Here is a 27,000-nt window from a genome sequence, read left to right as displayed (position 1 = left end):
CTCCCACATTTTGTCCGCATTCAGTCTTCGAGGGCGCGGACTCGTTGCATGCGTTTTTGCTCCACCGGTGCATCAGCCACCTGCAACTCAAAATCAAAATCAATCTGCGCAAACCGCCCCTCCACACCAAACTCCCGCGCCAACTGCGGATCGTCACTGAAGCAAATCTCGGCAATCAGCTCATCCCGCGTGGCATAGGCAAAGTCATCATGCAGGTACGGGTCATCCGACAGGTTGATCTGCGTGGTCAGGTGCCGGTGCCCGGGCGCGGAGATGAAGAAGTGGATATGCGCCGGCCGCTGCCCATGGCGCCCCAGTTGGTCGAGCAACTGTTGCGTCGGCCCGGTTGGCGGGCAGCCGTAACCCGAAGGCACGATGCTGCGAAAACGGTAGTTGCCCTGGGCGTCGGTCTCGATGCGTCGGCGCAGGTTGAATGCCGACTGGGTCGGGTCGAACCACGAATAGGTACCGCTCGTATTGGCCTGCCACACATCGACAATCGCCCCCGCCAGCGGCTTGCCCTCGGTATCGCGCACTTGCCCGCGCATGAACAACGGCACCGCGTCGTCCTTGCCATCATCCAGCCGCGCTTCGTACTTGGACAGTGGCGCACCGGCAACGTACAACGGGCCTTCGATGGTGCGCGGTGTGCCGCCGGACTTGCCGGCTTGCTCATCGGCGGCGTCCATCAGCAGGTCCAGGTAATGCTCCAGGCCCAACCCCGCGGCGAGCAGGCCGGCCTCCTGATTTTTACCCAACTCATTGAGGTAGTTGACCGCCTTCCAGAACTCTTGCGGGGTCACTTCCAGGTCTTCGATGATGTTCACGGTGTCACGCAGGATCCGATACATCAGCGCCTTGGTGCGCGGGTTGCCGGCATCATTGAGGTTGCCGCTGGCTTCTTCGAGAAACTGTTGGGCATGGGCAGTCTGGGACAGGTGGATGGTCATGGTGCACTCCTCATCTTGTTATTAGCTTTAAAAAGGGGCTCAGCGGTCGTCTGCATGGATCGACGACGGGTGTCGGCACAGGGCATTCACTTCAATAGCCATGTAGGGAAACAGCGGCAGTTGCATCAGCAGGTCATGCAGGTCTTGCACGCTGTCGACATCGAATACGCTGTAGTTGGCGTAGTGCCCGGCGATGCGCCACAGGTGGCGCCATTTTCCCTCTTGTTGCAGGCGCTGGGCCAGGGCTTTCTCTTCGGCCTTGAGGCTGGCGGCGCGCTCGGGGTGCATGTCGACGGGCAGGTTCACGGTCATTTTTACGTGGAACAACATGGCAAGTGCCTCTTAGCGTTTGTCACGACGGAAGAACGCCAGGCGCTCTTCATCGAGCGTCAGGCCCAGGCCCGGCGCAGTGGAAACATGCAGCTGGAAATCGCGATACACCGGTTGCTCGGTGAGAATGTCTTCGGTGAGCAGCAACGGCCCGAACAGCTCGGTGTCCCACGCCAGTTTGTTCAGCGTGAGAAACGCATGGGCCGAGGCCAGGGTGCCGATACCACCTTCGAGCATAGTGCCGCCGTACAGGCCGATACCGGCCGCTTCGGCGATCGCTGCCGTGCGCAAGACCGCACGCGGGCCGCCGTTCTTGGCGATCTTTAGGGCGAACACCGTGGCCGCACCTTCGCGGGCCAGGTTGAAGGCGTCCTCGACACACTCGATGGACTCATCGGCCATGATCGGCACCGGGCTCGACAGGTTCAGCCGGGCCATGCCGCCACGGTTATTGCGTGAGATCGGTTGCTCGATCAAGTCGATGCCGTTATCACCCAGCACCTGGCATGCCCGCAGCGCCACGGCTTCATCCCAGGCCTGGTTGACGTCGACGCGCACGCTGGCGCGCTCGCCCAGAGCTTTCTTGATTGCGATCACATGGGCCAGGTCGCGGCTGACTTCGCCGGCGCCGATCTTCAACTTGAAGATGCGGTGACGGCGCAGGTCGAGCATCTTCTCGGCCTCGCTGATGTCCTGTTCGGTGTTGCCGCTGGCCAGGGTCCAGGCCACTGGCAGCGCATCGCGTACACGCCCGCCGAGCAGTTCGCTGACCGGCAGGCCCAGGCGTTTACCGAGGGCGTCAAGCAAAGCGCTTTCGATGCCGGACTTGGCAAAGGTGTTGCCGCGAATGCTGCGCTCCAGGCGCAACATGGCGGCGTTGATATTGCTCGCGTCCTGGCCGATCAACAGCGGCGCGAAATGGCGGTCGATGTTGATCTTGATGCTGTCGGGGCTTTCATTGCCGTAGCTCAGGCCACCGATGGTGGTGGCTTCACCAATGCCCTCGATGCCGTCAGCGCAACGCAGGCGGATGATCACCAGGGTCTGGTTTTGCATAGTGTGCATCGCCAGCTTATGCGGGCGAATGGTGGGGAGGTCGACGATGAGGGTTTCGATCGACTCGATGGCGCAGATCGGCATGGCAATACCCGTTGGGTTCTTTATAGGTTTTGGCCGATTCTGTGCCGTATCTTTGCGAGGTTCCAATATAGAATGGGTCTCAATCAATACCTTTAAAGTATGAAAGGAGCCGACATGGAACTGCGTCACTTGCGCTATTTCCAGGTGCTGGGCGAGACCCTCAACTTCACCCGCGCCGCCGAACGCCTGCACATCGCCCAGCCGCCCTTGAGCCGGCAGATCCAGCAACTGGAGGATGAGCTTGGGGTCACTCTGCTGGAACGTAGCCGGCCCTTGCGGCTGACCGAGGCTGGGCGGTTTTTCTATGAGCATGCCAATGTGCTGCTCGAGCAACTGGGCAAGGTCTGCGACAACACTCGGCGCATCGGCCTGGGCGAGAAGACCTGGTTGGGCATCGGCTTTGCGCCCTCGACCTTGTACGGCGTGCTGCCGGAATTGATCCGGCGGCTGCGCAACCATGAGGCCCTGGAGCTGGAGTTGGGCTTGTCGGAGATGACCACCCTGCAGCAGGTCGAAGCACTCAAGGCTGGGCGCATCGATGTGGGTTTCGGGCGGATTCGCATCGACGACCCGGCCATCGTCCAGCGGGTGCTGGTGGAGGATCGCCTGGTGGCCGTGCTGCCCAGCGGCCACCCGTTGCTGGGCGCACCCGCCACCCTCGCCCAGTTGGCCGCCGAGCCCTTTGTGCTCTACCCGGGCAACCCGCGCCCCAGTTATGCCGACCATGTGATCGCGCTGTTCGATGCCCACGGTTTGAGCGTGAAGGTAGCGCAGTGGACCAACGAGTTGCAGACCGCCATCGGCCTGGTGGGCGCGGGTATGGGCGTGACGTTGGTGCCGGCATCGGTGCAGGTGTTGCACCGGGCGGATATTGGCTATACGCCGATTGTGGAAACCACCGCGACCTCTCCGATCATTCTCAGCCGACGGGTGAATGATCAGTCGCCTGGGCTCAGTCATTGCCTGCAACTGGTGGAAGAGTTGATCTGAGATCTTCCGATCACCACACATCCCCTGTGGGAGCGGGCTTGCTCGCGAATGCGGTGTGCCAGTCAATACATGTGCCGGCTGAGCCACCGCATTCGCGAGCAAGCCCGCTCCCACATTTGATCGTCATCAGGTTCAAGTACTGCGCAGGCGCTTGCGCTGCAACGTCTGGCTGGGAGATTCATCGAACAGCTTGCGGTACTCCGCCGAAAACCTGCCCAAATGAGTAAACCCCCAACCCAGGGCGATTTCAGAGATGGTACGGACCGTGCCATGTTCAAGAATCTCCTGGCGCACAGCCCCCAACCGATGCTTCTTCAGATAAGCCATGGGCGACAGCGCGAAGTACTTGCGAAACGCATCGAACAGCTTGAACCGCGACACCCCTGCTGCCACTTCCAGGTCTTCCAGGTGCACCGCCTCACGCGCGTTGTCATGGATGTATTGCCGCGCACGGATCAGGTAATGCGGCAGTTTTACCCCCAGCACGTCACGCAGTTCTTCGGAGTAGTTATTCGGCTGGGCCAGGATCAGCCCCTTGATCAATGAGCTTTCCAGGTCGCGGGTAAACGCCGCCTGTTCGTACAACTCGCTGCTGCATTCCAGCTCGGCGATGAAATAACGCGCCATGCGCCACCACGCGGCCGGGGCGCCGTCCACCGCGTCCATCACCGATTCAAAGCGCAGCGGCGCGTCGATGGGCCGTTGCAGCAAACCTTCCAGCGACTCGCTCATCGCCGCGCGGGTAATCACCACCTGCAACTTGCGGCAGTCTCCGGAAATCGCCAGCACCTGATGTTCATTGGGCGAAATGATTACGCCAAGGTCGCGGTTGGAACTGAGGCGCTCACCGTTCTTGCTCAGCTCCTGCTCGCCCACCAGCGGCAGGCTCAGGCTGTAGCTGCTGAAGTGCTCGGCGTCTTCGATGTCGATGGTCACGTCGGTGCCATATTCGATCACACCCAAGGTGGTGGCGCGGGACTTGAACACATTGGCACTGTGGTGAAAACGCAGGCGCTCGGGCGTCGCCGTTGCCAGGCGATGGGGCCCACAGATGCCGGACATCCAGCTGCGGGCACCCTCCAGGTCGAAGCGTTGAATATGAATATCGCGTGTCTGGCTACTCATCAGGCTGCACCCACGGCGGTTAGGCGTTTGCGCGCTCTGGCGGCGCGTCGTTGAACATCGACAGCAAGTTCCAAGCCACGCCAGCGCGGTTGCCACTGAGTGGATAGCAAAGGCCGACTATGTGGATAAACCCCAGGCTGTTACGACCTTCACCTGCAATCACAGTAGCGCATGCCGTCACCTGCGCGCACCGGCGTGGGTATTTGCTGCCCAACTTTGCGGCCCAGCTTCCCCCATTAAGCGGATAGCCCAGCACCTCGTCGCAGCCTCTTAATGGTTCACCGTTTAGCCATGATCAAAGGTGCCTCCCATGAGTGGTGCAAGAAGCGTCGAGCAGTGGAAAAGCTTTATCGAAAGCTGCCTGGATTTTCGCCCGACCGATGCGGTGTTTCGCATCGCCCGTGACATGTTCACCGAGCCCGAGTTGTTCGACCTGGAGATGGAACTGATCTTCGAGAAAAACTGGATCTACGCCTGCCACGAAAGCGAACTGGCGAACAACCACGACTTCGTGACGATGCGCGCCGGGCGCCAGCCGATGATCATCACCCGCGATGGCGAGGGCCAACTCAACGCGTTGATCAATGCCTGCCAACATCGCGGCACCACCCTCACCCGCGTGGGCAAGGGCAACCAGTCCACCTTCACCTGCCCGTTCCACGCCTGGTGCTACAAGAGCGACGGCCGGCTGGTGAAGGTCAAGGCACCGGGGGAATATCCAGAGGGTTTCGATAAAGCCACCCGCGGCCTGAAAAAGGCCCGCATCGAAAGCTACAAGGGCTTTGTGTTTATCAGCCTGGACGTGCAGGGCACGGACAGCCTGGAAGACTTCCTCGGCGATGCCAAAGTGTTCTTCGACATGATGGTGGCGCAATCCGCCACTGGGGAGTTGGAGGTGCTGCCGGGCAAGTCGGCCTACACCTACGACGGCAACTGGAAACTGCAGAACGAAAACGGCCTGGACGGTTATCACGTCAGCACCGTGCACTACAACTACGTGGCCACCGTGCAGCATCGCCAGCAGGTGAATACCGAGAACGGCACGGGCGCAAGCACGACGCTGGACTACAGCAAGCTTGGCGCCGGTGACGCAAATACCGACGACGGCTGGTTTGCTTTCAACAATGGCCACAGCGTGCTGTTCAGCGACATGCCCAACCCCAGCGTGCGCTCCGGCTACGCCACCATCATGCCGCGCCTGGTGGAAGAGCACGGCCAGCAAAAGGCCGAGTGGATGATGCACCGCCTGCGCAACCTCAACATTTACCCCAGCCTGTTCTTCCTCGACCAGATCAGCTCACAGCTGCGCATCATCCGCCCGGTGGCCTGGAACAAGACCGAGATCATCAGCCAGTGCCTGGGCGTGAAGGGTGAGTCTGACGCGGATCGCGAAAACCGCATTCGTCAGTTCGAAGATTTCTTCAATGTTTCGGGCATGGGCACGCCGGATGACCTGGTGGAATTCCGCGAAGCCCAGCGCGGTTTCCAGGGGAGGCTTGAACGCTGGAGCGATATCTCACGAGGCAGCCACCGGTGGGAAACCGGCCCCACGCCCAACAGCGAGGCCATCGGCATCCAACCGGCAATGACCGGCACCGAATTCACCCACGAAGGCTTGTACGTCAACCAGCATCGCAACTGGCAGCAGTTCCTGCTCAAGGGCCTGGACCAGCGAGCGCTGACCCTGCGGGAGGTGAAGTGATGAATGCGCAATTGCAGTACCAGATCGAGCAGTTCTTCTACCGCAAGTCCCAATTGTGCGATGCCCAGGACTGGGACGCCTACGTGCAGTTGTTCGACCCGCAGAGTGAGTTCCACCTGCCGCAATGGGACTCGGAACACGTCTACACCCGCGACCCCAAGCGCGAGATGTCGTTGATCTACTACGCCAACCGTTCGGGCCTGGAAGACCGAGTGTTCCGCCTGCGCACCGGCAAGGCCGCCTCGGCGACGCCAATGCCGCGCACCTTGCACTTGATCAATAACGTACGCATTGCCGAGCAAGCCGACGGCACGCTGGAAGTGCGCTTGAACTGGCACACGCTGTTCTATCGCCTGGCGACCTCGGAGCAGTTTTACGGGCACGCGACCTATCGCCTCAAACCCGAGGGCGACAGTTGGTTGATCACCCGCAAGCACGCGTTACTGCTCAACGACACGATCAACTCGGTGCTGGATTTCTATCACCTCTGAAGCACCGGAGCTTTCTAGATGAATCACAAAGTAGCCTTCAGTTTTGCCGATGGCAAAACCCTGTTCTTTCCGGTCGGCGCCAATGAAATCCTGTTGGATGCGGCCCTGCGCAACGGCATCAAGATCCCGCTGGATTGCCGCGAAGGCGTATGCGGTACCTGCCAGGGCCGCTGCGAATCGGGGGATTACACCCAGGACTATGTAGACGACGAGGCCCTCTCCAGCCTCGACCTGCAACAACGCAAGATGCTCAGTTGCCAGACTCGAGTGCAGTCCGACGCCACCTTCTACTTCGACTTCGATTCAAGCCTGTGCAATGCGCCCGGGCCGGTGCAGGTACGCGGTACGGTGAGCGACGTGCAGCAGGTGTCCACCAGTACGGCGATCGTGCAGGTGCAACTGGACCAGCCACTGGATTTTCTGCCCGGCCAGTACGCTCGCGTCTCGGTGCCCGGCACCGACAGTTGGCGCTCTTACTCCTTCGCCAATCGCCCGGGCAATCAATTGCAGTTCCTGGTGCGCCTGCTGCCTGATGGAGTGATGAGCAACTACCTGCGGGAACGCTGCCAGGTGGGTGATGAAATGCTGCTTGAGGCGCCATTGGGCGCGTTCTATCTGCGCCACGTCACCCAGCCGCTGGTGCTGGTGGCGGGCGGCACCGGGTTGTCGGCATTGCTGGGCATGCTCGATGAACTGGCAGCCAGCGGCTGCGTACAACCCGTGCACCTGTACTACGGCGTGCGCGGCGCCGAGGACTTGTGCGAAGCGGCGCGTATCCAGGCCTATGCCGCGAAAATCCCGGACTTTCGCTATACCGAAGTGCTCAGCGCACCCTCCGAGGACTGGCCCGGCAAACGTGGCTACCTCACCGAACATTTCGACCTGGCCGAATTGCGGGATAGATCGGCGGATATGTACGTGTGCGGCCCCCCTCCAATGGTCGAATCCATTCAACAATGGCTGGCGGATCAGGCACTTGATGGCGTTCAGCTGTATTACGAAAAGTTTACGCAGAGTAATATCTGACCCTCAGCACTTCTGAGGGGCCGATGCGGCGTGCACTCACCCTTGAGAAAAACAAGTAGAAGGGAATGTTAATGGCGGATGACATGGTTAACCCGGTGGGCCTCAAGCGTGGCCTGAAGAACCGGCACATTCAGCTGATCGCTTTGGGAGGGGCGATTGGTACAGGCTTGTTCCTCGGCTCGGCCGGGGTACTCAAGTCGGCGGGGCCGTCGATGATCCTGGGCTATGCGATTGCCGGGTTTATCGCGTTCCTGATTATGCGCCAGCTCGGCGAAATGATCGTCGAAGAGCCGGTAGCCGGCTCCTTCAGCCACTTCGCGCACAAATACTGGGGCGGTTACGCAGGCTTTTTGGCGGGCTGGAACTATTGGGTACTCTACGTCTTGGTGGGCATGGCCGAACTGACGGCCGTGGGCAAGTACATCCAGTTCTGGTGGCCAGAGATTCCGACCTGGGTCAGCGCGCTGGTGTTCTTTGTCGCGGTTAACCTGATCAACACCCTGAACGTGAAGTTCTTTGGTGAAGCCGAATTCTGGTTTGCGATCATCAAGGTGGTAGCGATTGTCGGCATGATCGTACTCGGCTGCTACCTGTTGTTCAGCGGCACTGGCGGCCCGCAAGCCTCGGTCAGCAACCTGTGGAGCCACGGCGGTTTCTTCCCCAATGGCGGCATGGGGCTGTTGATGTCCATGGCCTTCATCATGTTCTCGTTCGGTGGCCTGGAACTGGTCGGCATCACCGCTGCCGAGGCCAGCGAGCCACGCAAGGTGATCCCCAAGGCGATCAACCAAGTGGTGTACCGCATCCTGATTTTCTACGTCGGTGCGCTGACCGTGCTGTTGTCGCTGTACCCGTGGGATCAACTGCTGCAAACCCTCGGCGCCTCGGGCGACCCCTACAGCGGCAGCCCGTTTGTGCAGATCTTCTCGCTGATCGGCAACGACACCGCCGCCCACATCCTCAACTTCGTGGTGCTGACCGCGGCGTTGTCGGTTTACAACAGCGGCGTGTACTGCAACAGCCGCATGCTGTTCGGCCTGGCCGAGCAAGGTGACGCACCCAAGGCGCTGATGAAGCTCAACAAGCAAGGCGTACCGCTGCGGGCGTTGGCGATTTCGGCGTTGGTAACGATGCTGTGCGTGGTGGTCAATTACGTCGCGCCGCAAAGTGCCCTGGAGTTGTTGTTTGCCCTGGTGGTTGCTTCGCTGATGATCAACTGGGCGCTGATCAGCATCACCCACATCAAGTTCCGCAAGGCCATGGGCGAGCAAGGCGTGACGCCGTCGTTCAAGACCTTCTGGTTCCCGTTCAGCAATTACCTGTGCCTGGCGTTCATGCTGATGATTATCAGCGTGATGCTCGCGATCCCGGGTATTCGCGAATCGGTGTATGCGATGCCGGTTTGGGTGGGGATTATTTACGTGGCCTATCGGCTGCGCGTAAGTAAGACGAAAGCGGTAGCCGCAGCGCAGTAATACCAATGTGGGAGGGGGCTTGCTCCCGATAGCAGTATGTCAGCCGGTATATCTGGTGACTGACACTCCGCCATCGGGAGCAAGCCCCCTCCCACATTTTTAACTGCATTCCAAATGAAAAGCCCCGGTGATCCGGGGCTTTTTTGTTTAGAGGGTGGAACGCACTCGCCAGAGTTCGGGAAACAACACGGTGTCGAGCATCTTGCGCAGGTAACCCACGCCTTCAGTACCACCGGTGCCAGGCTGGAAACCGATGATCCGCTCCACGGTCGTGACATGGCGGAAGCGCCATTGGCGGAATGAATCCTCCAGGTCGATAAACTTCTCGGCCAACTGATACAAATCCCAATAACGGCTAGGGTCGCGATACACCTCACGCCACGCCGCTTCAACAGATTCATCATGCACCGTGGCCGCCGTCGGGTCGCGTTCGGCGCGCTTGGGGTCAATCGCCAGCCCGGCCTTGATCATCAGGTTAATCGCCTCGTCATACAGCGACGGCGTGGCAATCGCCACCTGCAGTTGCTGCAACAATTGCGGGCGATGCGCATGGGGCCGCAGCAGCGCCGGGCTCTTGTTGCCAAGGATGAATTCGATCTCGCGGTACTGGAACGACTGGAACCCCGACGACTGCCCCAAGAACGGGCGAATCGCCTTGTACTCCGACGGTGTCATGGTCGCCAGCACCGCCCAGGCGTGCACCAGTTGATCAAAGATCCGCGACACTCGCGCCAGCATCTTGAACGCCGGCGGCAACTCGCCCAGGCGCACGTGTTCGCGGGCGGCCTTGAGTTCGTGGAGCATCAGCTTCATCCACAGCTCCGAAGTCTGGTGCTGGATGATGAAGAGCATTTCGTTATGATCCGGCGACAGCGGGTGCTGGGCGCTGAGAACCTTACCCAGGTCCAGGTAGTCGCCGTAGCTCATGGACTCGGAAAAATTCAATTCGGCGTTATGCCATTCTTCCGGTGGCTGGGCGTCGGCAGGCTTATATTCTGGAGAGAAAGGACATTGGCTCATCGCGTAGGCTCCTTGAGCGGGCGCAGGATTGCGCGGACCGGGCTGGCATCGAGGTTGGCAAAGCGCAGCGGCAGCGCGATCAACTCATAGTCGCCCTCCGGTACCTCATCGAGCACGATGCCTTCGAGGATCGCCATGCCGTGACGGGCTACGGCGTTGTGCGAATCCATGGTCTTGGACTGTTGCGGGTCCAGGGACGGCGTGTCGATACCAATCAGGCGCACCCCCAGGCCGGCGAGCAGCTCGATGGTTTGCGGGGCGATGGCGGTGAAATTCGAATCCCACTCGGTGAGTGGCGCTTGTGGATAAGTGCGCAATAGTACGCGCTCCGGCATGTTATCCACACGCCCTTGCAACTGATGAGGCTGTACCAACGCGCCGCTGCCCAGGCAATGCAGTACCCGACAAGGCCCCATGTACACATCCAGCGACACCTCGCCAATCGGCGCGCCGTCGGCGCTGTAATGCAGCGGGGCATCCACATGGGCGCCGGTATGCGGTGACAAGGTCACGCGGCCCACATTCACCGGGCACTCAGGGCCGAACTGCCACACGCGCTCTTCCTGGAACGGCGTATCGCCCGGCCAGGTCGGGGTCGCCGTGCTCAAGGGCGGGCTGATATCCCACCACGTTTTTATTGGGTTCATTGCAAGGCTCTCACTGGGTACTGGGGTGAATGATACGAGGGCCAGCTCTGAATTTTCTTGCGAATTCTCGCGTGAGACGGGAATTCTTTCGCACGAACTGCGAGGAAACAGCGAATTGATGATGGGATATATCAAATAGACCCGGCTGCGCTTCTGGGCATCCCGATGTCGAGTACAGACCACCAAGCCTGCCTGCGACGCTATAGGGTTCGACTCTTCATCCCTTGCCTCGGAGTCATCATGTCCAAGCCCATCACCGTACTGCGCGACACCCACCCACTGCCGGTCCTGGATGCCTGCAAGTGGGAAAAGCTCGAAGGTGACCCACACACCGTCAACCTCAACGCCTACACCAGCGAAGACGGCAGCAAAATCATGGGCACCTGGATCTGCACACCGGGCAAGTGGTACGTGGAATATGTGAAGTGGGAATACTGCCATTTCCAGGAAGGCTACTGCGTGATCACGCCTGATGGCATGCAGCCGATCCATCTACGCGCTGGGGATATCTTTGTGGTGGAGCCGGGGATGAAGGGGACGTGGGAAGTGGTTGAGACGGTGCGTAAGTATTTTGTGTTCGCCTGACCCGCAAAACCCGGGAGCCAGTCATTGGCTGGCTCCCGGAAAAATGCCCTACTCAGGCTTGCGATAACTGTTGATGATCGCCGAGAAGTCCTTACCCCCTTCCCCACGCTGGCTCATTGATTGATACAACTGCTGGGCCACCGCACCGAGGATCACCGGCTGGTGTGCCTGGCGCGCCGCTTCAGTGGCAAGCCCCAAATCCTTGAGCATCAGGTCGGCGCCGAAACCACCGGTATAGCCGCGCGATGATGGTGCAGTTTCAATCACACCCGGCCACGGGTTGTAGGTATCGGAACTCCAGCAGCGCCCAGTGGAGCTGTTGATGATGCCGGCCAGCACTTGGGTGTCGATGCCCAATGCATCGCCCAGGGCCATGGCTTCACTGACGCCGACCATGCTGATACCCAGTAGCAGGTTGTTGCAGATCTTGGCTATTTGCCCGGTGCCAACCTCGCCGCAGTGCACGATATTGCGGCCCATCTGCGCCAGTACCGGTTGCAGGGTGGCGAACAGTTGCGGGTTGGCGCCGACCATAAAGGTCAGCGTCCCGGCTTGCGCGCCGCCGGTGCCACCGGACACCGGTGCATCGGCCACTGCCACGCCCTGTTTTGCCGCCGCGGCCGCTACATCACGGATGGTCTGCGGGTCGATAGTGCTGCAATCCACCGCTGGCACACCTTGGCCGATGCCTGCGAGCACGCCATCTTCATTCAGCCAGACGCTGCGCACATGGGCGGCGGCCGGCAGCATGGTAATCACCAGTTCAGCGTCTTTCGCCGCATCACGGGGCGAACTGCTGATGGTGCCGCCGAGTTCGGCCAACTCTTTGAGTACCGTCTGGTTAAGGTCGAACAGGTTCAGCCGGTGGCCGGCCTTGATCAGGTTGCGGGCCATGGGTGCGCCCATGTTGCCCAGGCCGATAAATGCAATCTTCATGGTCGTCTCCCGGGATCAGCGCAGGTTGATGGTGGTGTTAACGCCATCGTTGACCGTGTCGTCGTCGAACCAGCGGCTGGTGACGGTTTTGGTCTGGGTGTAGAACTGCACCACTTGCTTGCCGTAGGGGCCGAGGTCGCCAAGCTTGGAGCCGCGCGAGCCGGTGAAGCTGAAGAACGGTACAGGCACCGGGATCGGGATGTTGATACCGACCTGGCCCACATCGATTTCGCTCTGGAACTTGCGCGCCGCCGCACCGCTCTGGGTGAACAGGCCAGTGCCGTTGCCGAACGGGTTGGCGTTGACCAAGGCGATGGCCTCATCAAGGGTCGCGACTTCAAGCACCACCAACACTGGTCCGAAGATTTCCTCGGTGTAGATGCGCATGTCAGTGGTCACGCCCGAGAACAGGGTCGGGCCGACAAAGTTACCGTGCTCGAAGCCCGGCACCTTGATGTCGCGGCCGTCCAGTTCGAGCTTGGCGCCTTCTTTCACGCCGCTTTCGATCAACTCCAGGATGCGTGCCTTGGCGCGCTTGGAGATCACCGGACCAACGTCCGTGCCGGCTTCGCTGCCCGCGTTGACCTTGAGCTTCTGCGCCAGGGCCTTGAGATCCGGCAGCCACTGCTTGGACGCGCCCACCAGCACCACCACCGACGTGGCCATGCAACGCTGGCCTGCCGCGCCAAAACCGGCGCCGACCAGCGCATTGAGGGTGTGTTCACGGTTGGCGTCTGGCAGCACCACCGCATGATTCTTGGCGCCCATCATCGATTGCACGCGCTTGCCGTGCTTGCCGGCGAGGTCGTAGACATGGGTGCCCACGGCAGTCGAACCGACGAAGGACACGGCCTTGATGTCTTTATGGGTACACAGTGCATCCACCACGTCCTTGCCGCCATGCACCACGTTGAGCACGCCAGCCGGCACACCGGCTTCCAGCGCCAGCTCCACCAGCAGCATGGTCGACAGCGGGTCCTGCTCGGACGGCTTGAGCACGAAGGTGTTACCGCAAGCGATGGCCATCGGGAACATCCACAGCGGAATCATCGCCGGGAAGTTGAACGGGGTAATGCCGGCGCACACGCCGATGGGCTGGCGCAGGGTGTAGGTGTCGACGCCGCCGGCAACGTTCTCGGCAAACTCGCCCATTTGCAGGGTGCCGATGGAGCAGGCGTGTTCGACCACTTCCAGGCCACGGAAAATATCGCCTTCGGCATCGGCAATGGTCTTGCCCTGCTCGGCGCTGAGGACGACGGCGATACGCTTGGAATGTTCGCGGATCAAGGCTTGCAGCTTGAGCATGATGCGCATGCGCGCGCCGATCGGCGTCAGCTTCCAGGTCTGGAAGGCGCGATGGGCGGCGTCGATGGCGGCGTTGACTTCATCGGCAGTGGCAAATGGGACTTTGGCCAGCACTTGCTGGGTGGCCGGGTTGACGATGTCTTGCCATTCGGTGGTCTTGGACTCGACCCACTCGCCGTTGATCAGCAACTTGACCTGTTGCACGGAAATATCGGCAGATGCGTTCATGTGGTCTCCAGAATCTTGTATTTATGCAGAGAACCAAGGCGTTGAATCGCCTTGAAGAATGAGGCGTTCGGACTGTTTTTGGAGTATAGATGTGCAAACTTCTAATAAGAACGCACATAAAAGCCGGTCCAATATGCAAAAAAACATCACCTCCCTGGGCTCCCTGAACTGGGATGACCTGAAGTTTTTCCTCGAAGTGGCCCGTACCCGCAAGGCCAGCGTGGCCGCCAAACGCCTGGCAGTGGACTACACCACTGTGTCGCGGCGCATCAGCTCACTGGAAGTGTCGCTCGGTACCCTGCTGTTCGAAAAATCCCGGACCAGCGGCTTTGTCCTCACCCCCGAGGGCCAGCGTTTGCTCGGCTACGCGGAGTCGATCGAAAGCACGTTGCACATGGCCTGCGAACAAGTCTCCGGCTCCGGCGTGGCGCTGTCCGGCCATGTGCGCATGGGCTGCACCGAAGGTTTCGGCAGCTTCTTTGTCACTCCGCAACTGAGCCATTTCGTCGACACCTACCCGGCGATCTCGGTAGACATCCTGCCCCTGCCCCACTTCATCAGCCTGTCCAAGCGCGAAGCCGACATCGTCATCGCCCTGGAACGCCCGGAACACGGGCCATATGTGTGTTGCAAACTGTGCGACTACAAACTCCAGCTGTACGCCACTCAGGATTACCTCGACCAACACCCGCCGATCCGCAAACCCGCGGATTTGGCCGAGCATCCGTTTATCAGCTATGTGGATGACCTGGCGTTCAGCTCGGAGCTGCTGTACCTGGCCAACGTAGTGCCCGGCGCCAGCGCCAGCCTGCGCAGTACCAGCGTGATCGCGCAGTACGTGGCGGCACAGCAAGGGCGGTCGATGGCGATATTGCCGTGCTTTCTGGCGGCGCAGGATCCGCGCTTGTTGCCGGTGCTGGGGGAGCAGATTGCGATTACGCGGCAGTTCTGGATGTATTGCCGGGAGGATCTGCGCAAGTTGAAGCGGATTACGTTGTTGTGGGATTACATCAGGGAGGTGACAGAGCAGAATCAGGGGTTGTTGATGGGGGAGACGCGGGAGATGCGGTTTGCGGAGTGAGACGCCTTGAACCACGCAGATCGCAAATGTGGGTGGGGGCTTGCCCCCTCCCACATTTTGAATGTATTTCAAGTTAAGGCAGGTGAATTGCCTTAGTCCGCGATCACTACGATCGACACCCGCCGATTCTCGGTTCGACCCGCCGTCGTCGTATTCGACGCCACCGGCTCGCTGCTGCCCAGGCCACGCAGTTGGATATTTTCTTCTTTCATACCCACATTGGTCAGCACCTTGCCCACGCTTTTGGCGCGGCGCAGGGACAGCGCCACGTTGTAGGGTTCTTTGCCCGAGGCGTCGGTGTGGCCGTCAACGCGCACGCGCTCGATGCCTGCGCCTACCAGGGCCTTGCCGATGCGTTCGACGATGGCGGTGCTGGGTTTGTTGAGGGTTTCGACGTCGCTGCCAAACAGCACTTTGCCGGACAGGCCGAAGGCCCAGCCTTCATCGGTCAGCTCGAAGCCTTGTTGTTTGAGTACGGCAACTTGCGCCGGGGTCAGGCCCTTGGGCGGTGGCGTCTGACAGCCGCTGAGGGCCAGGAAGGCAACGAGTAACGAAATAAACAAAACGCGTGTGTTAGCGAACAAGGGAATCAACTCCTGTGTTGAACGTTGACGACGGGGTGCTCCGACTCCGCCGTTTGCTGGCCGCCCGAGGACTGTCGTTTGGCCTGGTACATCGCCGTATCGGCGGCGTTGAGCAAGGTGCCGGGAGTGGCGCCATGATCGGGATAAATGGCGATGCCGATACTGAGGGAGGTCAACACCTCGGTGCCTCCGGGCAGTGGGATCGGCACGTCCATGCTTGAAATAATTTTGTCGGCGATGCGCTGGGCGTCTTCGGCCTTGTGCAGCGGCGCGAGCAATACCGCAAATTCATCGCCGCCCAGGCGCGCCACCAAGTCATTCTCACGCAGTTGCGCACGCACGCGGTCGGCAACGGCCACCAGCACGGCGTCGCCGGCGGCGTGGCCGAAGCTGTCGTTGATATCTTTGAAGCGGTCGCTGTCGAGAAACAGCACCGCCACTCGCTCGTTAACCTTGGCAGCACTGCGCAAGGCGCGGATCAAGCGGCCTTCGAAGAACGCGCGGTTGGGCAGACCGGTGAGGCTGTCGTGGCTGGCCTGGTGAGCCAGGGTTTCGTTCTCGCTTTGCAGGTGACTCTGCCAGGCTTCCATCTCGCCCAGCAGGGCGTTGAAGTCGCTGCCCAGGCTGTCGAGTTCGGCGATCTGCGCCGAGGGTACGCGGCGGTCGAAGTCGCGCTCGCTGCGGGCGGCGTGGGCCACGGCGGCCAATCGTTGCAATGGCACGGTGATGCCATTCAACAGACGTCGCGACAGGTGCAAGGCCACCCAGGCGCTGAGAGCGGTGCAGATCAGAATCCCGACCAGGCCGCTGAGCAAGAAGCGCAACAGGCTGCCACCATGGCCAACCAGGTGCAGGCTGCCCACGGTTTGCCCCTGGCGCAGGATCGGCTGGCTGATGGGCTGTTCAAGCAGGGCATGCGCTATTTGCAGCTCGACCCGTGACAACATGCCAGTTTCCGGGCGCACCCAGCGCGCCAGAAGCTTGCCGTTGATATCAAAGACTTCCGCCTGGGCCACTTCCTCCGTGGAGGCAATCAGGCTCAGGGCCTCGGTGGCCGCCGCGCTGTCGTTGAAGACCACCGCCGCTTCCACGGTGTAGTTGATGGAACGGGCGATCAGGTGCAGGTTGTGCTCGGCGTACACACGCAGGGCGAGTACACCGAGCAGGGTCAGGGAGACACTGGCCAGGGTTACCGCCACCAGGGCCAGGATCATATGCCCACGGGCAATGACCGAACGCAGGGTCGGCCGCACTTTATTACGACTCATGACCCAGGCGCTCGACGGCGGGATAACTGCAACACGCTGGGATGGATGCGCACGCCGCTGCGAGCGACGGAATCCAGGTTGACCTCGAACGATACCTGCTCATCGCCCACCCGCAGGCAGAACAGGCTGCCCACCGTGCATTGGTCGCCCCCTTCGCTGATGCTGAGCACTGGGTGGCCAATCAGCGAGGTGAACAAGCGGTTGCGCTCGTCGGCAGTGAGTTTGCCGATGTAGACGGCGTCACAGGCGCTGACAATATCGGGATTATCGACCAGCAGGCGGCGCACCAGCACCGGACGGCCGGTGGCTTGTGTGGTGCCTTTGACCAAGTCATCGGTGTACTGGGTCGGCCCGACAATGCACAGCCGCAACTGCGCAGGTTCCACCGGCCACCGGGCATAGCTGAGGATACCGAGAACCACTTGGGTGACCGACTGGGCGCGATGATCAGCCGGGCTGGGCGTCTGCGCCCATACGTGGGGCGCGAGCAGGCACAGAACCGCCACCAGTAACATGCGTCTCCAGCTCAAACTGCGCTCTGTGGGCGAGACAGCCACGTTCATGCAGCAATTCTCTCCGGTGTTTTCCAAGGTGATGCCGCAACGATAGCACAGCGGCGAAAATTCCCACGAAACACAGCTTGCGCGGGGCGCACTATTTTTTCAGAAAAATCAGACATCTGAATCAGAAATATTGCATGACCAATTAGTCAGTTTTTTCAGGCATAGCGTCCAGCTCCAGCATGAGTCCGCTCAAGCGTTTAACCTTGCGCCGCACCGCTTCCTCAAACACGCCTCCCCGCAGCTCGATCAGGCTGAACCAACGCTTGGCGCGGGTGATGCCGGTGTAGATCAGCTCTTTGGTCAGCACCGGGTTCAGGGCATCCGGCAGGATCAGTGCGGTGTGGGTGAACTCCGACCCCTGGGATTTGTGCACGGTCATTGCGTACACGGTTTCCACGTCATTGAGCCGGCTGGGCAACACGAAGCGCACGCCACCCTGGCCATCGTTTCGCGGGAAGGCCACGCGCAGCACTGGGGGGCCACCGTCGCTTTCGGGCAATTTCAGCGCGATGCCGATATCGCCGTTCATCAGGCCAAGGCCGTAGTCGTTGCGGGTCATCAGCACCGGACGGCCTTCGTACCACTGTTCGTCGCCTTCGATCAGACGCACTTTGCGCAGGGCCGCAGTGATGCGCAGGTTCAGCCCCTCGACACCCCATGGGCCTTTACGCACGGCGCAGAGCAGTTGGAACGCGTCGAAGGCTTGCAGCAATTGTTGCGCCCAATGGGTCCAGGCGTGATCGTCACGCGGTGTATCGAGAGGTGGGCGTGCCGATTGCAGCAGGTTCAGATAGTAGCGATAGCCTTGGGCACCCTCGCCCTGCCCGTCCAGTACCAGGCGCTCAAGGGCGTGATCCTGTTCGCCCTTGAGGCTGACGCAGAACAGGTCGTCGTGACGACGTGCGGCTAACAGCTGGCGGGCCTCTTCGGCGTTTTGCTGGTTGACCCAGCGCGCCAGTTGGCCGATGCCGCTGCCTTCCCCGAAGCGTCGCGAATAGCGCAGCATCACCACTTGCTGGGCCAGGGGATGGCTACCGTCGAGATCTTCTTGCAGGCCGCTGGCACTGAGGTCTTCGCCGCTGACCGCTTGCAGCCATTGGCGCGTGTGCGGGCTGTACCAGCCGGCTTCGGCATCGCGGCACAAATCGCCGAGTACGGCCCCCGCTTCCACCGACGCCAGCTGATCCTTGTCGCCCAGCAGTATTAAGCGGGCATGGGGCGGCAAGGCGTCGAGCAGGTTGGCCATCATTTCCAGGTCGATCATCGAGGCTTCGTCTACTACCAGCACATCCAAAGGCAATGGGTTACCCAGGTGATGACGGAAGTGCCGAGTTCCCGGGCGGCTGCCCAACAGGCGGTGGACAGTAGTGACCTGGGTCGGGATTTTTTCCCGCACATTGTCGGGCACTGTCAGCGACAGCACTTGCTGACTGATGGATTCGGTCAGGCGCGCCGCGGCTTTACCGGTCGGCGCGGCCAGGCGGATGCGCAACGGGCTGCCGGCCTCCACGGCGGGCGCCTGCAAAAGTGCGAGCAGGCGTACCACCGTGGTGGTTTTGCCGGTGCCGGGGCCGCCAGTGACAATACTGAATGCGCCACGGGTCGCCAGCGCGCAGGCAAGTTTTTGCCAGTCAATCACGCCATCGGGCGCCGGTTGATCGAACAGGCGATTGAGGCGCTGCGGCAAATCGGCGGCGGCCCTTTCCACGGTCGCCAGGCGCAAACGCAGGGCACTGTCGATACGTCGCTCGTAGGCCCAGTAGCGGCGCAGGTACAGACGTTTGCCAGACAACACCAACGGCCGGCTCTGGGCCGCGTCGCTGCTATCGACCGCCAGCGCGACCAGTTGGCTGCAAGCCAGGGCATGACACCAATGGGCGCCGTCCAGACCGTGCAGCAACTGCGACGGCAGCAGCATGGCCCCGGTGTGCAGGTCGCCTTCGGGCGGCAGTGACAGGGCGAAATCCGGCGCATTAAGGGTTTCGAACAGGTCCAGGCAGACATGACCATGGCCCAACTGGTGGCTGGTCAAGGCTGCAGCCAACAGCACCAATGGATCAGAATGGGGATCAAGCTCGTACAGGAAGCCGACGAACGCTTTGTCCAAGGCACGCAACCAACCACGCTCGACCCAACGCTCCAGCAGTTGCAACAGGTCCGCGGCGCGGTTGAGGGGCAATAGCTCCTCCAGCGGTAACGGCGACAGGCTCATAGCAGCACTCCTTGTTCCCAGGCGGGCTCAACCTTGGGCGGAATGGGCTTGCCCTGGAACAACAGGTCCAGCCCCTCGATCAGCTCACGGGGCGGCCGGGTGAAATACGCACCCTGGCTCACCGACTGGGTACCGCGCAGGAACAGGTACAGAGCACCGCCGACATGCTGGTCGTAATCGTAATCCGGCAGGCGTGCCTTGAGCTGGCGGTGCAGGGCCAGCAGGTAAAGTACGTATTGCAGGTCGTACCGATGCTCAAGGATCGAATGCTCCATGGCATCAAAGGTGTAGGCCGAATCGTCAGGGCCGAGCCAGTTGGATTTGTAATCCGCCACGTAGTAGCGGCCATCGTGCTCGAACGTCAGGTCGATAAAACCCTTGAACATACCGTTGAGCAGCACCGGTTCGGCGGCCACGCGGGAGACACCGCCGTGGGTGTGTTGGCACACAAGTTTGTCGAGGGCAAGCACATCGACTTTGTGACTGGCGAACCAGAACTCCATTTCGATCTGGTACTGCTGCAGGCCGCTGAGGGTGACGTGCTCGTTGTACAGGGGCAACGGCGTTTGCAGCAGATGACCCAGCCAGCCGCTGAGGGTGACGATCCAGCCTTCCCAGTTGCGTCGGTTACAGCGAGCGCCCACGGCTTTTTCGATGGCCTCGGGCGTCACGTTGAAACCCTCTTCACCGGCCCACTCCAACAAACCGTGAAGGAAGGTGCCTGGATTGGGGCCGCGTGGGAAACGGTGAATATCACCGCCGGACGCCACCACTTCCCGTGGTGCATCAGGGTCGAGGCGCTCGTCGTCGAACAGCTTCTGGGCCTGTGGGCTTTCTGGCGCTTCGAGGTTGGCGGCGCTCATGCTGTCGCCAATGCGCAAGGCGCTGTAGGACGCGATCCACCAGTTTTCCGCAGCCTTGCGTTTAGGCAGCAACGGCGCGAGCAAGGTCGCTTCATTGCGCGGCGGGTGGAACACGATGTCTTGCGCATCCGGCACAAGGGCATAACTGATCGCCGGGCAGCCTTCCTGCAAGTCCAGCAACCAGCGCGCCAGACCGGCGGACTCGCCCAGCGACGCGCCGGCACCGAGCAAATAGCCCAAGGCCGACAGGTGCAAGACCGAGCTGCTGTTATTGCCACGCTTGAGGTCGGCGATGCCCAGCCAGCACGCGTGTTTGGCGCGGGTCAACGCCACGTAGAACAAGCGCAGGTCTTCGGCCAGGCGCTCGTCGTCGGCTTGGGCAATCAGCTCGGCCGTCGGCCGCAGGCTCACTTGGGATCGGCCCTGTTCATCGTGGTAATGCAGCGGCAAGCGACTGCCATCCACGGGTTTGGCCGAACAGATAAAGGGCAGAAACACCAAGTCGTATTCCAGGCCCTTGGATTTGTGGATGGTCACCACTTTGACCAGTTGCTCATCGCTTTCCAGGCGCAGGATCTGTTCTTCACCGGCCTGACCCGACAGCGCCAGGTGTTCGGCCAGATGACGAATCAACGCCTGCTCACCATCCAGTTCCGAGGCGGCCTGTTGCAACAGTTCACTGAGGTGCAACAGGTTGGTCAGCACACGCTCGCCATCGCTGCGGGCGATAAGGGTTTGCGGCAGCTTGAAGTCATGAAGCAGGCGACGCAGCATCGGCAGCACGCCTTGGGTACGCCAGATGGAACGGTAGCCGCGGAACTGCATGACGCGGGATTCCCACGCCAGTTCGTCCTGGTTCAGACGCTCCAGTTCCGCCAGCGACAGGTTCAAGGTGATGCAGGCCAACGCGGCGCGCAGCGGGCGCTCGACATCCGGCTCGGCGCACGCCTTGAGCCAGGCCAACAGGTCGTGGGCTTCCTGGGCGGCGAACACCGAGTCTTTATCCGACAGGTACACACTGCGCACGCAACGGCTGGCCAGCTCGGCACGCACGGCCTGGGCTTCCTTGCCGTCGCGCACGAGGATGGCGATGTCTGACGGCAGCACACCCTTGAAGCTGTGATCTTTTACAAAGCCTGCGGTGCCTTGCTGCCCACCATTGAGCAACGCGACGATCTGCGTGGCGCAGGCGGCAGCCAAGTGCTGACGATAAACCGCATTGGAGATCGGCTGGTCGGTGGGCAGGTGCCAAAGGTTCATGGCCGCAAGCGCTTGGCCGTCGACCTGCAGGTGCTCTCTGCGGCCCTGGGACAGTACCGGGTGGAACGGCACCGGGTTTTCGCCATCGGGCTCGCGAAACAGGAACGCGCCACGGCCGGTTTCCGCACGCTGGAACACGTGGTTCACCGCCTCGACCATCGCATGGCTGGAACGGAAGTTGGTGCCCAGGGTGTGATGACGACCGGTGGTGGACTGCCGGGCACGCAGGTAGGTGTAGATGTCGGCGCCGCGAAAGGCGTAGATCGCCTGCTTAGGGTCGCCGATCAGGAACAAGCCACTGTCAAGGTGGTTTTCCTCGATGCGGTAGATGCTGTCAAAGATGCTGTATTGCACCGGATCGGTGTCTTGGAATTCATCAATCAGCGCCACCGGGAACTGCTCGCGGATCACGCTGGCCAAGCGCTCGCCACCGTCGGCTTGAAGGGCGGCGTTGAGGCGGATCAGCATGTCGTCGAAGCCCATCTCTGCGCGGCGACGTTTCTCTTCTTCGAAGCGTTTACCTACCCAGCCGGCAGCGTGTTGCAACACCGCCGCGTCTGGCGTTGGCAAAGCGTCGAGGCTGGCCTTGAGGCCGGCCATGGCGTCGATCCCGGGGTGCTGCGGCGGTTCGCCCTTCCAGGCTTCGGCCATGCCGTCGGGCGTGAGGCGCGTGAAGCCGGTGCCGATGTCCAGTTGTTCCAGGGTTTCATCAGCGGCCCAGGCGCTGATCTTTTCGAACCAGGGTTCGAAATAGCGCGCTTGCATCTTGCGCCCATCGACAGCTTTGGCCGCGACGGCTTGCAGGCAGATATCCCGCAGCTCGACGGCCCATTGTTGCCAAGGCGCCTTCAGGTTTACCAGCGCGGCACGGCGTTCTTGCAGGCAGGCGTTGATCAGTTCGGCCGGCTCGCGGCTTTCGTCGGTTGGCCGCTCGCTGCCGAACAGCGCACGCACTCGCGGCATCAGTGCAGCGGGGCCGCCCCAATGGCTGCGCACCCAGTTGAGCGCGTCGTCGTGCATCGGGTAGCAGAACAGCCGCCAGTAGTCGCGCAGCACTTCGCCCAGCAGGTCGCTGTGGTCGGTTTCCAGGGTCTGGGTGAACAGGCTGCCGCTGTCGAACGCGTGTTCGCGCAGCATGCGCTGGCACCAACTGTGAATCGTCGAGACAGCGGCTTCATCCATCCATTGCGCGGCGATGTCCAGGCGGTTGGCGCAGGCGGGCCATTGTTCAGGGGCGTATTGATCGCGCAAGTCGGCGATCAACGCATCGGGCTGCTCGATTTCGTCGCGGAAGAAACGCGCGGCTTCGGCCAGGCGGATGCGGATGCGTTCACGCAGCTCTTTGGTAGCGGCGTCGGTGAACGTCACAACGAGGATTTGCGGCGGTAGCAGTTCGCGGCCGAAGCCGGAGTCATCACCACCGTGGCCGAGCACCAGGCGCAGGTACAAGGCAGATATGGTGAAGGTCTTGCCAGTGCCGGCACTGGCCTCAATCAACTGGCTGCCTTTAAGCGGGAACGCCAGGGCCAAAGGTTTGCCAATCATGCGCCGGCCTCCGTGTTGGAGAGTGATCGCCATGGGGCGTTGATCAGGGGGCGATACAGGGTTTCGCACCAGCCTTCGAATTCTTCACTGGCAACCAAAGAGGCGTAGTCGGGAAATTGTCGCGTGAGTGCGGGCGTTTCGCGGCGCTCGCCGTCGGTGGTTATGCCATCGCCTTCGTAGGCTTTACTGGCCGCGGCTTGGGCCTTGGCAGGATCGGTCTGGCCGAGCCAGGCGAAGGCGGTTTTCACCGCGACAGGCAGCGGTGTGCTCATGCCGGTGTGCCAGGCCAGCAGCAGGTGGCCAAGGATTTCCTGCGCAGTGGGCTTATCCAGCGGGGCCAGCAGCAAGGTGTCGTCACTCGCGACCAGGCCAGTGCTCAATGGCAGGCCGCAGGCGCAGGCCACCACATGGTTGACCCAAGGGCGGATCAGGCGATGCCACTTGCGGGTCTTGATCGAGCCAATGCTGTTGGGGATGGTGGTAACGCTTAACAAGCCACCATCAGCGCGTCGATGCAGGCCGCTGATCCAGCCTTCAAGCTGGATGCCCTGATACTCGAAACTGATCGGTTCAGCGCCGGTATGCGGGGTTGGCCAAAGCGCCAGAAGTTGTTGATAGCGCTGCACCAAATCAGGCAACGGCTCGATCAGCTCATTACGCAGACACTCACCAAAACCGACCATCGGCAGCAGGCCGCTGCCTTGCAGGCGCAGGGCCTGGGCATTGAGGGCCTGGTCGAGGTGATCAGGCTGGGTCAGTGCGGCGCTCAGCAGGCTGTCGCTGAGGCTGTAACGTTGCAGCGCGTCCAGGACGAAAGGCTCTTCGTCGGCCAGCGGCACTTCGGCGGCTTCGAAGAACACTTTCAGACGCTGACTGAAGAAATGTTTAACCGGGTTGCGCAGGAAATCCTGTAACTGGCCGAGGCTCAAGGGTTCTTCCTGTTGATGTTGCGCCAACGCATTCTCTGAGCTGATGGCGACCGGCGTTTCATGCAGTAATTGCCATTCGCGCGCATAGCTGAACAGCGGATCACCTGCGTGGAAGTAGCGGGCGCTGAAGGGCTGGAGCGGATGCTCCTGGGTCATTGCGTCGATAAGCGCTTCATCGTTTTTGACGTGCTGCCAGCCGCTGGCGAGGTGATCGCGCAATTGACCGATCAACACAGAGGCCGGGCGATCGCTGTTGTCGCGGATGCTGCGGCCTACCCAACTGATATAGAGCTGGTCGCGGGCCGACAGTAGCGCTTCGAGCAGTAAGTAGCGGTCGTCTTCACGGCGTGAACGGTCGCCGGGGCGGTAGTCGCTGCCCATCAGGTCGAAGTCCAGGGGCGGCTGGGCACGCGGATAGTCGCCGTCGTTCATGCCCAGCAGGCAGACCAGCTTGAATGGGATCGCCCGCATGGGCATCAGGGTGCAAAAATTGACAGCTCCAGCGAGAAAGCGCTGGGACAGGCGCCCTTGATCCAACCCGGCCAGCCATGCCTCACGGACCACGGTAAGCGGTAACTCATCCTGCAATCCAACAGCCTCGCAGGTTTCCAGCCAGGTCTCTCTTAATTGTTCGAGATGGCCTAGCAGGTAGTCATCGTGCTCACTGCTGGGCAGGAAAAACAGCTGCATCAGGCGTTGCAGTCGCTCGCCCCACACCTGGGGAGAGGCTGGTTGTGAGAGCGCCTGATGGGCGTCGTTCAAGGCATCGAGCAAGGCTACTAGTGGGCCGATCAGCGCCGCATCGAGGCCGCCGATTTCGTCGTAGGGCTCAATCCCGGCGCAGGCCGTGCCAGTGCCGACGGCATAGCCCAGCAACATACGGCGCAGGCCGAATCGCCAGCTGTTTTGCTCCAGCGCTTGAGGTAAACCTAACCCGGCGCGTTGCTCGGCGTTGAGCCCCCAGCGGATGCCCGCGCCTTCGATCCAGCGATGCAAGGTGGGCAGGTCGCGCTCTTTGATAGCGAAACGTTCGCGCAGGGCGGGAACGTCGAGCAGGTCGAGGATTTCGCTGACGGGGAAGCGGCTGTCGGGGAGTTTCAGCAGGTGTTCGACGGCGATCAGCAGAGGGTCGCGGCCGCGTTGGCCTTGGTCGGTGAGGGTGAAAGGGATGAAGCGTGGGTCGTTGCGTTCAAGCTGGCCGAAAACCGCACGGATGTGCGGCGCATAGCTGTCGACGTCGGGGACCATGACGATGATGTCCCGGGGGCGCAATGCTGGGTCGGAACTGAAGCGTTGGAGCAGTTGGTCGTGAAGGATTTCCACTTCGCGCTGGGCGCTGTGGGCGATGTGGAAACGGATCGAAGCATCGAGCTCCAGGTCGACAGCGGGCCATAGCTCACGGGTTTCACTCAGTGGGCGCAGTTCGAGGATATCGTCCTGGAGCTGGTTGAGCAGCGTGGTGGGTTGGCTGTCGCTGAACAGGTCAATGCGGCCATCGCGGAATGCGGCGCGGTAGCTGTTGGGGTCATCGTAACTGTCCAACAGGCTGATGTAATCGCGGCCCTGCTTGCCCCAGGCGGCGAGCAACGGATGGGCGTGCTGATGCAAGGTTTGTGGGTCGATGGTGACCGGCATACCCGCTTTGCGCGCCTGGCGTTTGTATTCGTTACGCAGCAAGTCCTTGTCGGCGACGATGTCGGACCAGTGGTGGCGGCAAGGGTTATGTACGCAGAGTAGCACTTGGCTGAAACGGGCCAGGCCCGCCAGGGCTTCCAACGCTTGTGCCGGGAGCGATGAAATGCCGAAGACAATCACCCGGGAAGGTAATCCTGGAGGTGCTTGCTCAAGAGTGTTGATGCGTTCGATAAAGCGCTGGTGAACGCCGGCTCGACTTTGTGCCATGCCCTCTGCCCCCACATCCAGCAGCAGCGCACGCCATAACTCGGCTTGCCAGCAATTGGCAGGGTTGAGGGGTTTGGATTCGCCTCGTCCATTGCGCAGTTGGTGTCGGCCTGCGGCCCAATCCTCTAGCCAATCCGCGCGGTAAACCTGGTATTGGTCGAACAAGTCAGCCAGGCGCTCGGCGAGTTGGTAGCGTTTGCGCAGGTCGGTGTCTTGGGTCAGGAAGCGTTGTAAAGGTTCGAAGTGCGGCTGGTCAATCAGCTCGGGTAACAGTCGCATGAGACGCCAGGTCAGCGGAGCTTTATCGAGCAAGGACTTCGGCGGGATTTCGTCACGACCCAAAACCATGCGGTAGAGCTGCCACATGAAGCTGCCAGGCAGTTGCACGTCGATTGCAGCAGCAATGCCGCAACCGCCCATATCGTCTTCTTCCGGATCTTCGGCCAAGGCCAGCTTGAGCCATTGAGCGATGCCGTTGCTTTGTACCAGGGCGATTTCGTTTTCCAAAGGCGCCAGTGGGTAGCGGCGCATCCAACTGACCACCAGGCTTCGCAGTTCATCCAGGCGGTTGCCGTGAACCACCATGAATCCAGCGCTGAGGGACATTGCGTCCGGCATAACGGCTTCCTTGGGAAAAGCAAAATCGAGGGGTGGACTTTAGCACTGTGGTGCACGGCCCGGACACATGACTGACAGGTGTGCGCAGACATGGTGGACACTTTTCAAGCGCCCAAAACAAAACCCCAACTGCTTTCGCAATTGGGGTTTCGGAATTTAATCTTGACGATGACCTACTCTCACATGGGGAAACCCCACACTACCATCGGCGATGCATCGTTTCAC

21 protein-coding genes are annotated in these 27,000 nt (G+C 61.1%); 7 read left to right on the top strand and 14 right to left on the bottom strand.

The window, feature by feature from the left end:
* Window positions 1-20 precede the first annotated feature (20 nt).
* Genes catA through FRT59_RS21805 form a run of 3 tightly spaced genes read right to left on the bottom strand, consistent with a single transcriptional unit; the run spans window position 21 to window position 2,420 of the window.
* Complete coding sequence (gene catA / locus FRT59_RS21815) at window positions 21-950, bottom strand: catechol 1,2-dioxygenase (protein ID WP_153872389.1); 930 nt, start codon at window positions 948-950, stop codon at window positions 21-23.
* A gap of 39 nt (window positions 951-989) precedes the next feature.
* Window positions 990-1,280, bottom strand: a complete 291-nt coding sequence (gene catC, locus FRT59_RS21810) for a muconolactone Delta-isomerase (RefSeq protein ID WP_034115972.1) — start codon at window positions 1,278-1,280, stop codon at window positions 990-992.
* Between the two features lie 12 nt (window positions 1,281-1,292).
* A complete protein-coding gene (locus tag FRT59_RS21805) occupies window positions 1,293-2,420 on the bottom strand; it encodes a muconate cycloisomerase family protein (RefSeq protein WP_153839176.1) in 1,128 nt (375 codons plus the stop codon).
* Between the two features lie 114 nt (window positions 2,421-2,534).
* Here FRT59_RS21805 and FRT59_RS21800 point away from each other — a divergent pair, with 114 nt between their 5' ends.
* On the top strand, window positions 2,535-3,410 hold the full coding sequence (locus tag FRT59_RS21800) for a LysR family transcriptional regulator (protein ID WP_153872388.1): 876 nt from the start codon (window positions 2,535-2,537) through the stop codon (window positions 3,408-3,410).
* 132 nt (window positions 3,411-3,542) lie between these two features.
* On the opposite strand, the gene FRT59_RS21795 is transcribed toward FRT59_RS21800, so the two are convergent.
* On the bottom strand, window positions 3,543-4,535 hold the full coding sequence (locus FRT59_RS21795; protein WP_153872387.1) for an AraC family transcriptional regulator: 993 nt from the start codon (window positions 4,533-4,535) through the stop codon (window positions 3,543-3,545).
* Between the two features lie 310 nt (window positions 4,536-4,845).
* On the opposite strand from FRT59_RS21795, the gene antA reads away from it, so the two are divergent.
* The 4 genes from antA to FRT59_RS21775 all read left to right on the top strand — a co-directional run bounded on the left by antA (window position 4,846) and on the right by FRT59_RS21775 (window position 9,229).
* The gene (antA, locus tag FRT59_RS21790; RefSeq protein ID WP_153872386.1) at window positions 4,846-6,237 is read left to right on the top strand and encodes an anthranilate 1,2-dioxygenase large subunit; all 1,392 of its coding nucleotides are present in this window, start codon (window positions 4,846-4,848) and stop codon (window positions 6,235-6,237) included.
* Entirely contained in the window at window positions 6,237-6,728 is a 492-nt protein-coding gene (gene antB / locus FRT59_RS21785) for an anthranilate 1,2-dioxygenase small subunit (RefSeq protein WP_153839180.1), read from the top strand. The genes antA and antB overlap by 1 nt, the downstream gene beginning before the upstream one ends.
* Before the next feature lie 18 nt (window positions 6,729-6,746).
* Window positions 6,747-7,754: an anthranilate 1,2-dioxygenase electron transfer component AntC gene (gene antC, locus FRT59_RS21780; protein WP_153872385.1), complete on the top strand. Its 1,008-nt coding sequence runs from the start codon at window positions 6,747-6,749 to the stop codon at window positions 7,752-7,754.
* 71 nt (window positions 7,755-7,825) lie between these two features.
* Window positions 7,826-9,229: an amino acid permease gene (locus FRT59_RS21775; protein ID WP_034115979.1), complete on the top strand. Its 1,404-nt coding sequence runs from the start codon at window positions 7,826-7,828 to the stop codon at window positions 9,227-9,229.
* A 147-nt stretch (window positions 9,230-9,376) separates the two neighbouring features.
* Here the strand turns inward: FRT59_RS21775 and kynA are convergent, their stop codons facing one another.
* The gene (gene kynA / locus FRT59_RS21770) at window positions 9,377-10,249 is read right to left on the bottom strand and encodes a tryptophan 2,3-dioxygenase (RefSeq protein ID WP_153872384.1); all 873 of its coding nucleotides are present in this window, start codon (window positions 10,247-10,249) and stop codon (window positions 9,377-9,379) included.
* Window positions 10,246-10,896 carry an arylformamidase gene (gene kynB, locus FRT59_RS21765; RefSeq protein WP_153872383.1) on the bottom strand — a complete coding sequence of 217 codons (651 nt, stop codon included), beginning with the start codon at window positions 10,894-10,896 and terminating at the stop codon, window positions 10,246-10,248. Before kynB ends, kynA begins: the two co-directional genes overlap by 4 nt.
* Before the next feature lie 240 nt (window positions 10,897-11,136).
* On the opposite strand from kynB, the gene FRT59_RS21760 reads away from it, so the two are divergent.
* Complete coding sequence (locus FRT59_RS21760) at window positions 11,137-11,481, top strand: cupin domain-containing protein (protein WP_153872382.1); 345 nt, start codon at window positions 11,137-11,139, stop codon at window positions 11,479-11,481.
* Between the two features lie 48 nt (window positions 11,482-11,529).
* Here FRT59_RS21760 and mmsB read toward each other — a convergent pair whose 3' ends face one another.
* Both mmsB and FRT59_RS21750 read right to left on the bottom strand, forming a co-directional pair.
* Window positions 11,530-12,417, bottom strand: coding sequence for a 3-hydroxyisobutyrate dehydrogenase (mmsB, locus tag FRT59_RS21755; protein ID WP_034115983.1), 888 nt, complete (start codon window positions 12,415-12,417; stop codon window positions 11,530-11,532).
* Window positions 12,418-12,432: 15 nt separating this feature from the next.
* On the bottom strand, window positions 12,433-13,950 hold the full coding sequence (locus FRT59_RS21750) for a CoA-acylating methylmalonate-semialdehyde dehydrogenase (protein WP_034115984.1): 1,518 nt from the start codon (window positions 13,948-13,950) through the stop codon (window positions 12,433-12,435).
* Between the two features lie 133 nt (window positions 13,951-14,083).
* On the opposite strand from FRT59_RS21750, the gene FRT59_RS21745 reads away from it, so the two are divergent.
* On the top strand, window positions 14,084-15,031 hold the full coding sequence (locus FRT59_RS21745) for a LysR family transcriptional regulator (RefSeq protein WP_153872381.1): 948 nt from the start codon (window positions 14,084-14,086) through the stop codon (window positions 15,029-15,031).
* A gap of 92 nt (window positions 15,032-15,123) precedes the next feature.
* Here FRT59_RS21745 and yfiB read toward each other — a convergent pair whose 3' ends face one another.
* From yfiB to recC, 6 genes are all read right to left on the bottom strand, one after another.
* Window positions 15,124-15,615 (bottom strand): outer membrane lipoprotein YfiB, encoded by a 492-nt coding sequence (yfiB, locus tag FRT59_RS21740; RefSeq protein ID WP_153872380.1) that lies wholly within the window; start codon window positions 15,613-15,615, stop codon window positions 15,124-15,126.
* A gap of 5 nt (window positions 15,616-15,620) precedes the next feature.
* Complete coding sequence (dgcN, locus tag FRT59_RS21735; protein ID WP_034115987.1) at window positions 15,621-16,883, bottom strand: diguanylate cyclase DgcN/YfiN; 1,263 nt, start codon at window positions 16,881-16,883, stop codon at window positions 15,621-15,623.
* Window positions 16,880-17,446, bottom strand: a complete 567-nt coding sequence (yfiR, locus tag FRT59_RS21730; protein WP_034115988.1) for a regulatory sequestration protein YfiR — start codon at window positions 17,444-17,446, stop codon at window positions 16,880-16,882. Before yfiR ends, dgcN begins: the two co-directional genes overlap by 4 nt.
* Before the next feature lie 142 nt (window positions 17,447-17,588).
* Window positions 17,589-19,658 (bottom strand): exodeoxyribonuclease V subunit alpha, encoded by a 2,070-nt coding sequence (gene recD, locus FRT59_RS21725; RefSeq protein ID WP_153872379.1) that lies wholly within the window; start codon window positions 19,656-19,658, stop codon window positions 17,589-17,591.
* On the bottom strand, window positions 19,655-23,326 hold the full coding sequence (recB, locus tag FRT59_RS21720; protein ID WP_153872378.1) for an exodeoxyribonuclease V subunit beta: 3,672 nt from the start codon (window positions 23,324-23,326) through the stop codon (window positions 19,655-19,657). The genes recD and recB overlap by 4 nt, the downstream gene beginning before the upstream one ends.
* On the bottom strand, window positions 23,323-26,775 hold the full coding sequence (gene recC / locus FRT59_RS21715; RefSeq protein ID WP_153872377.1) for an exodeoxyribonuclease V subunit gamma: 3,453 nt from the start codon (window positions 26,773-26,775) through the stop codon (window positions 23,323-23,325). The genes recB and recC overlap by 4 nt, the downstream gene beginning before the upstream one ends.
* Window positions 26,776-27,000 lie beyond the last annotated feature (225 nt).

It is taken from the genome of Pseudomonas haemolytica (assembly GCF_009659625.1).
Taxonomy (GTDB): domain Bacteria; phylum Pseudomonadota; class Gammaproteobacteria; order Pseudomonadales; family Pseudomonadaceae; genus Aquipseudomonas; species Aquipseudomonas haemolytica.
The sequence above is the reverse complement of the archived record's forward strand: the minus strand, read 5'-3'. Positions and strand labels throughout refer to the sequence as shown.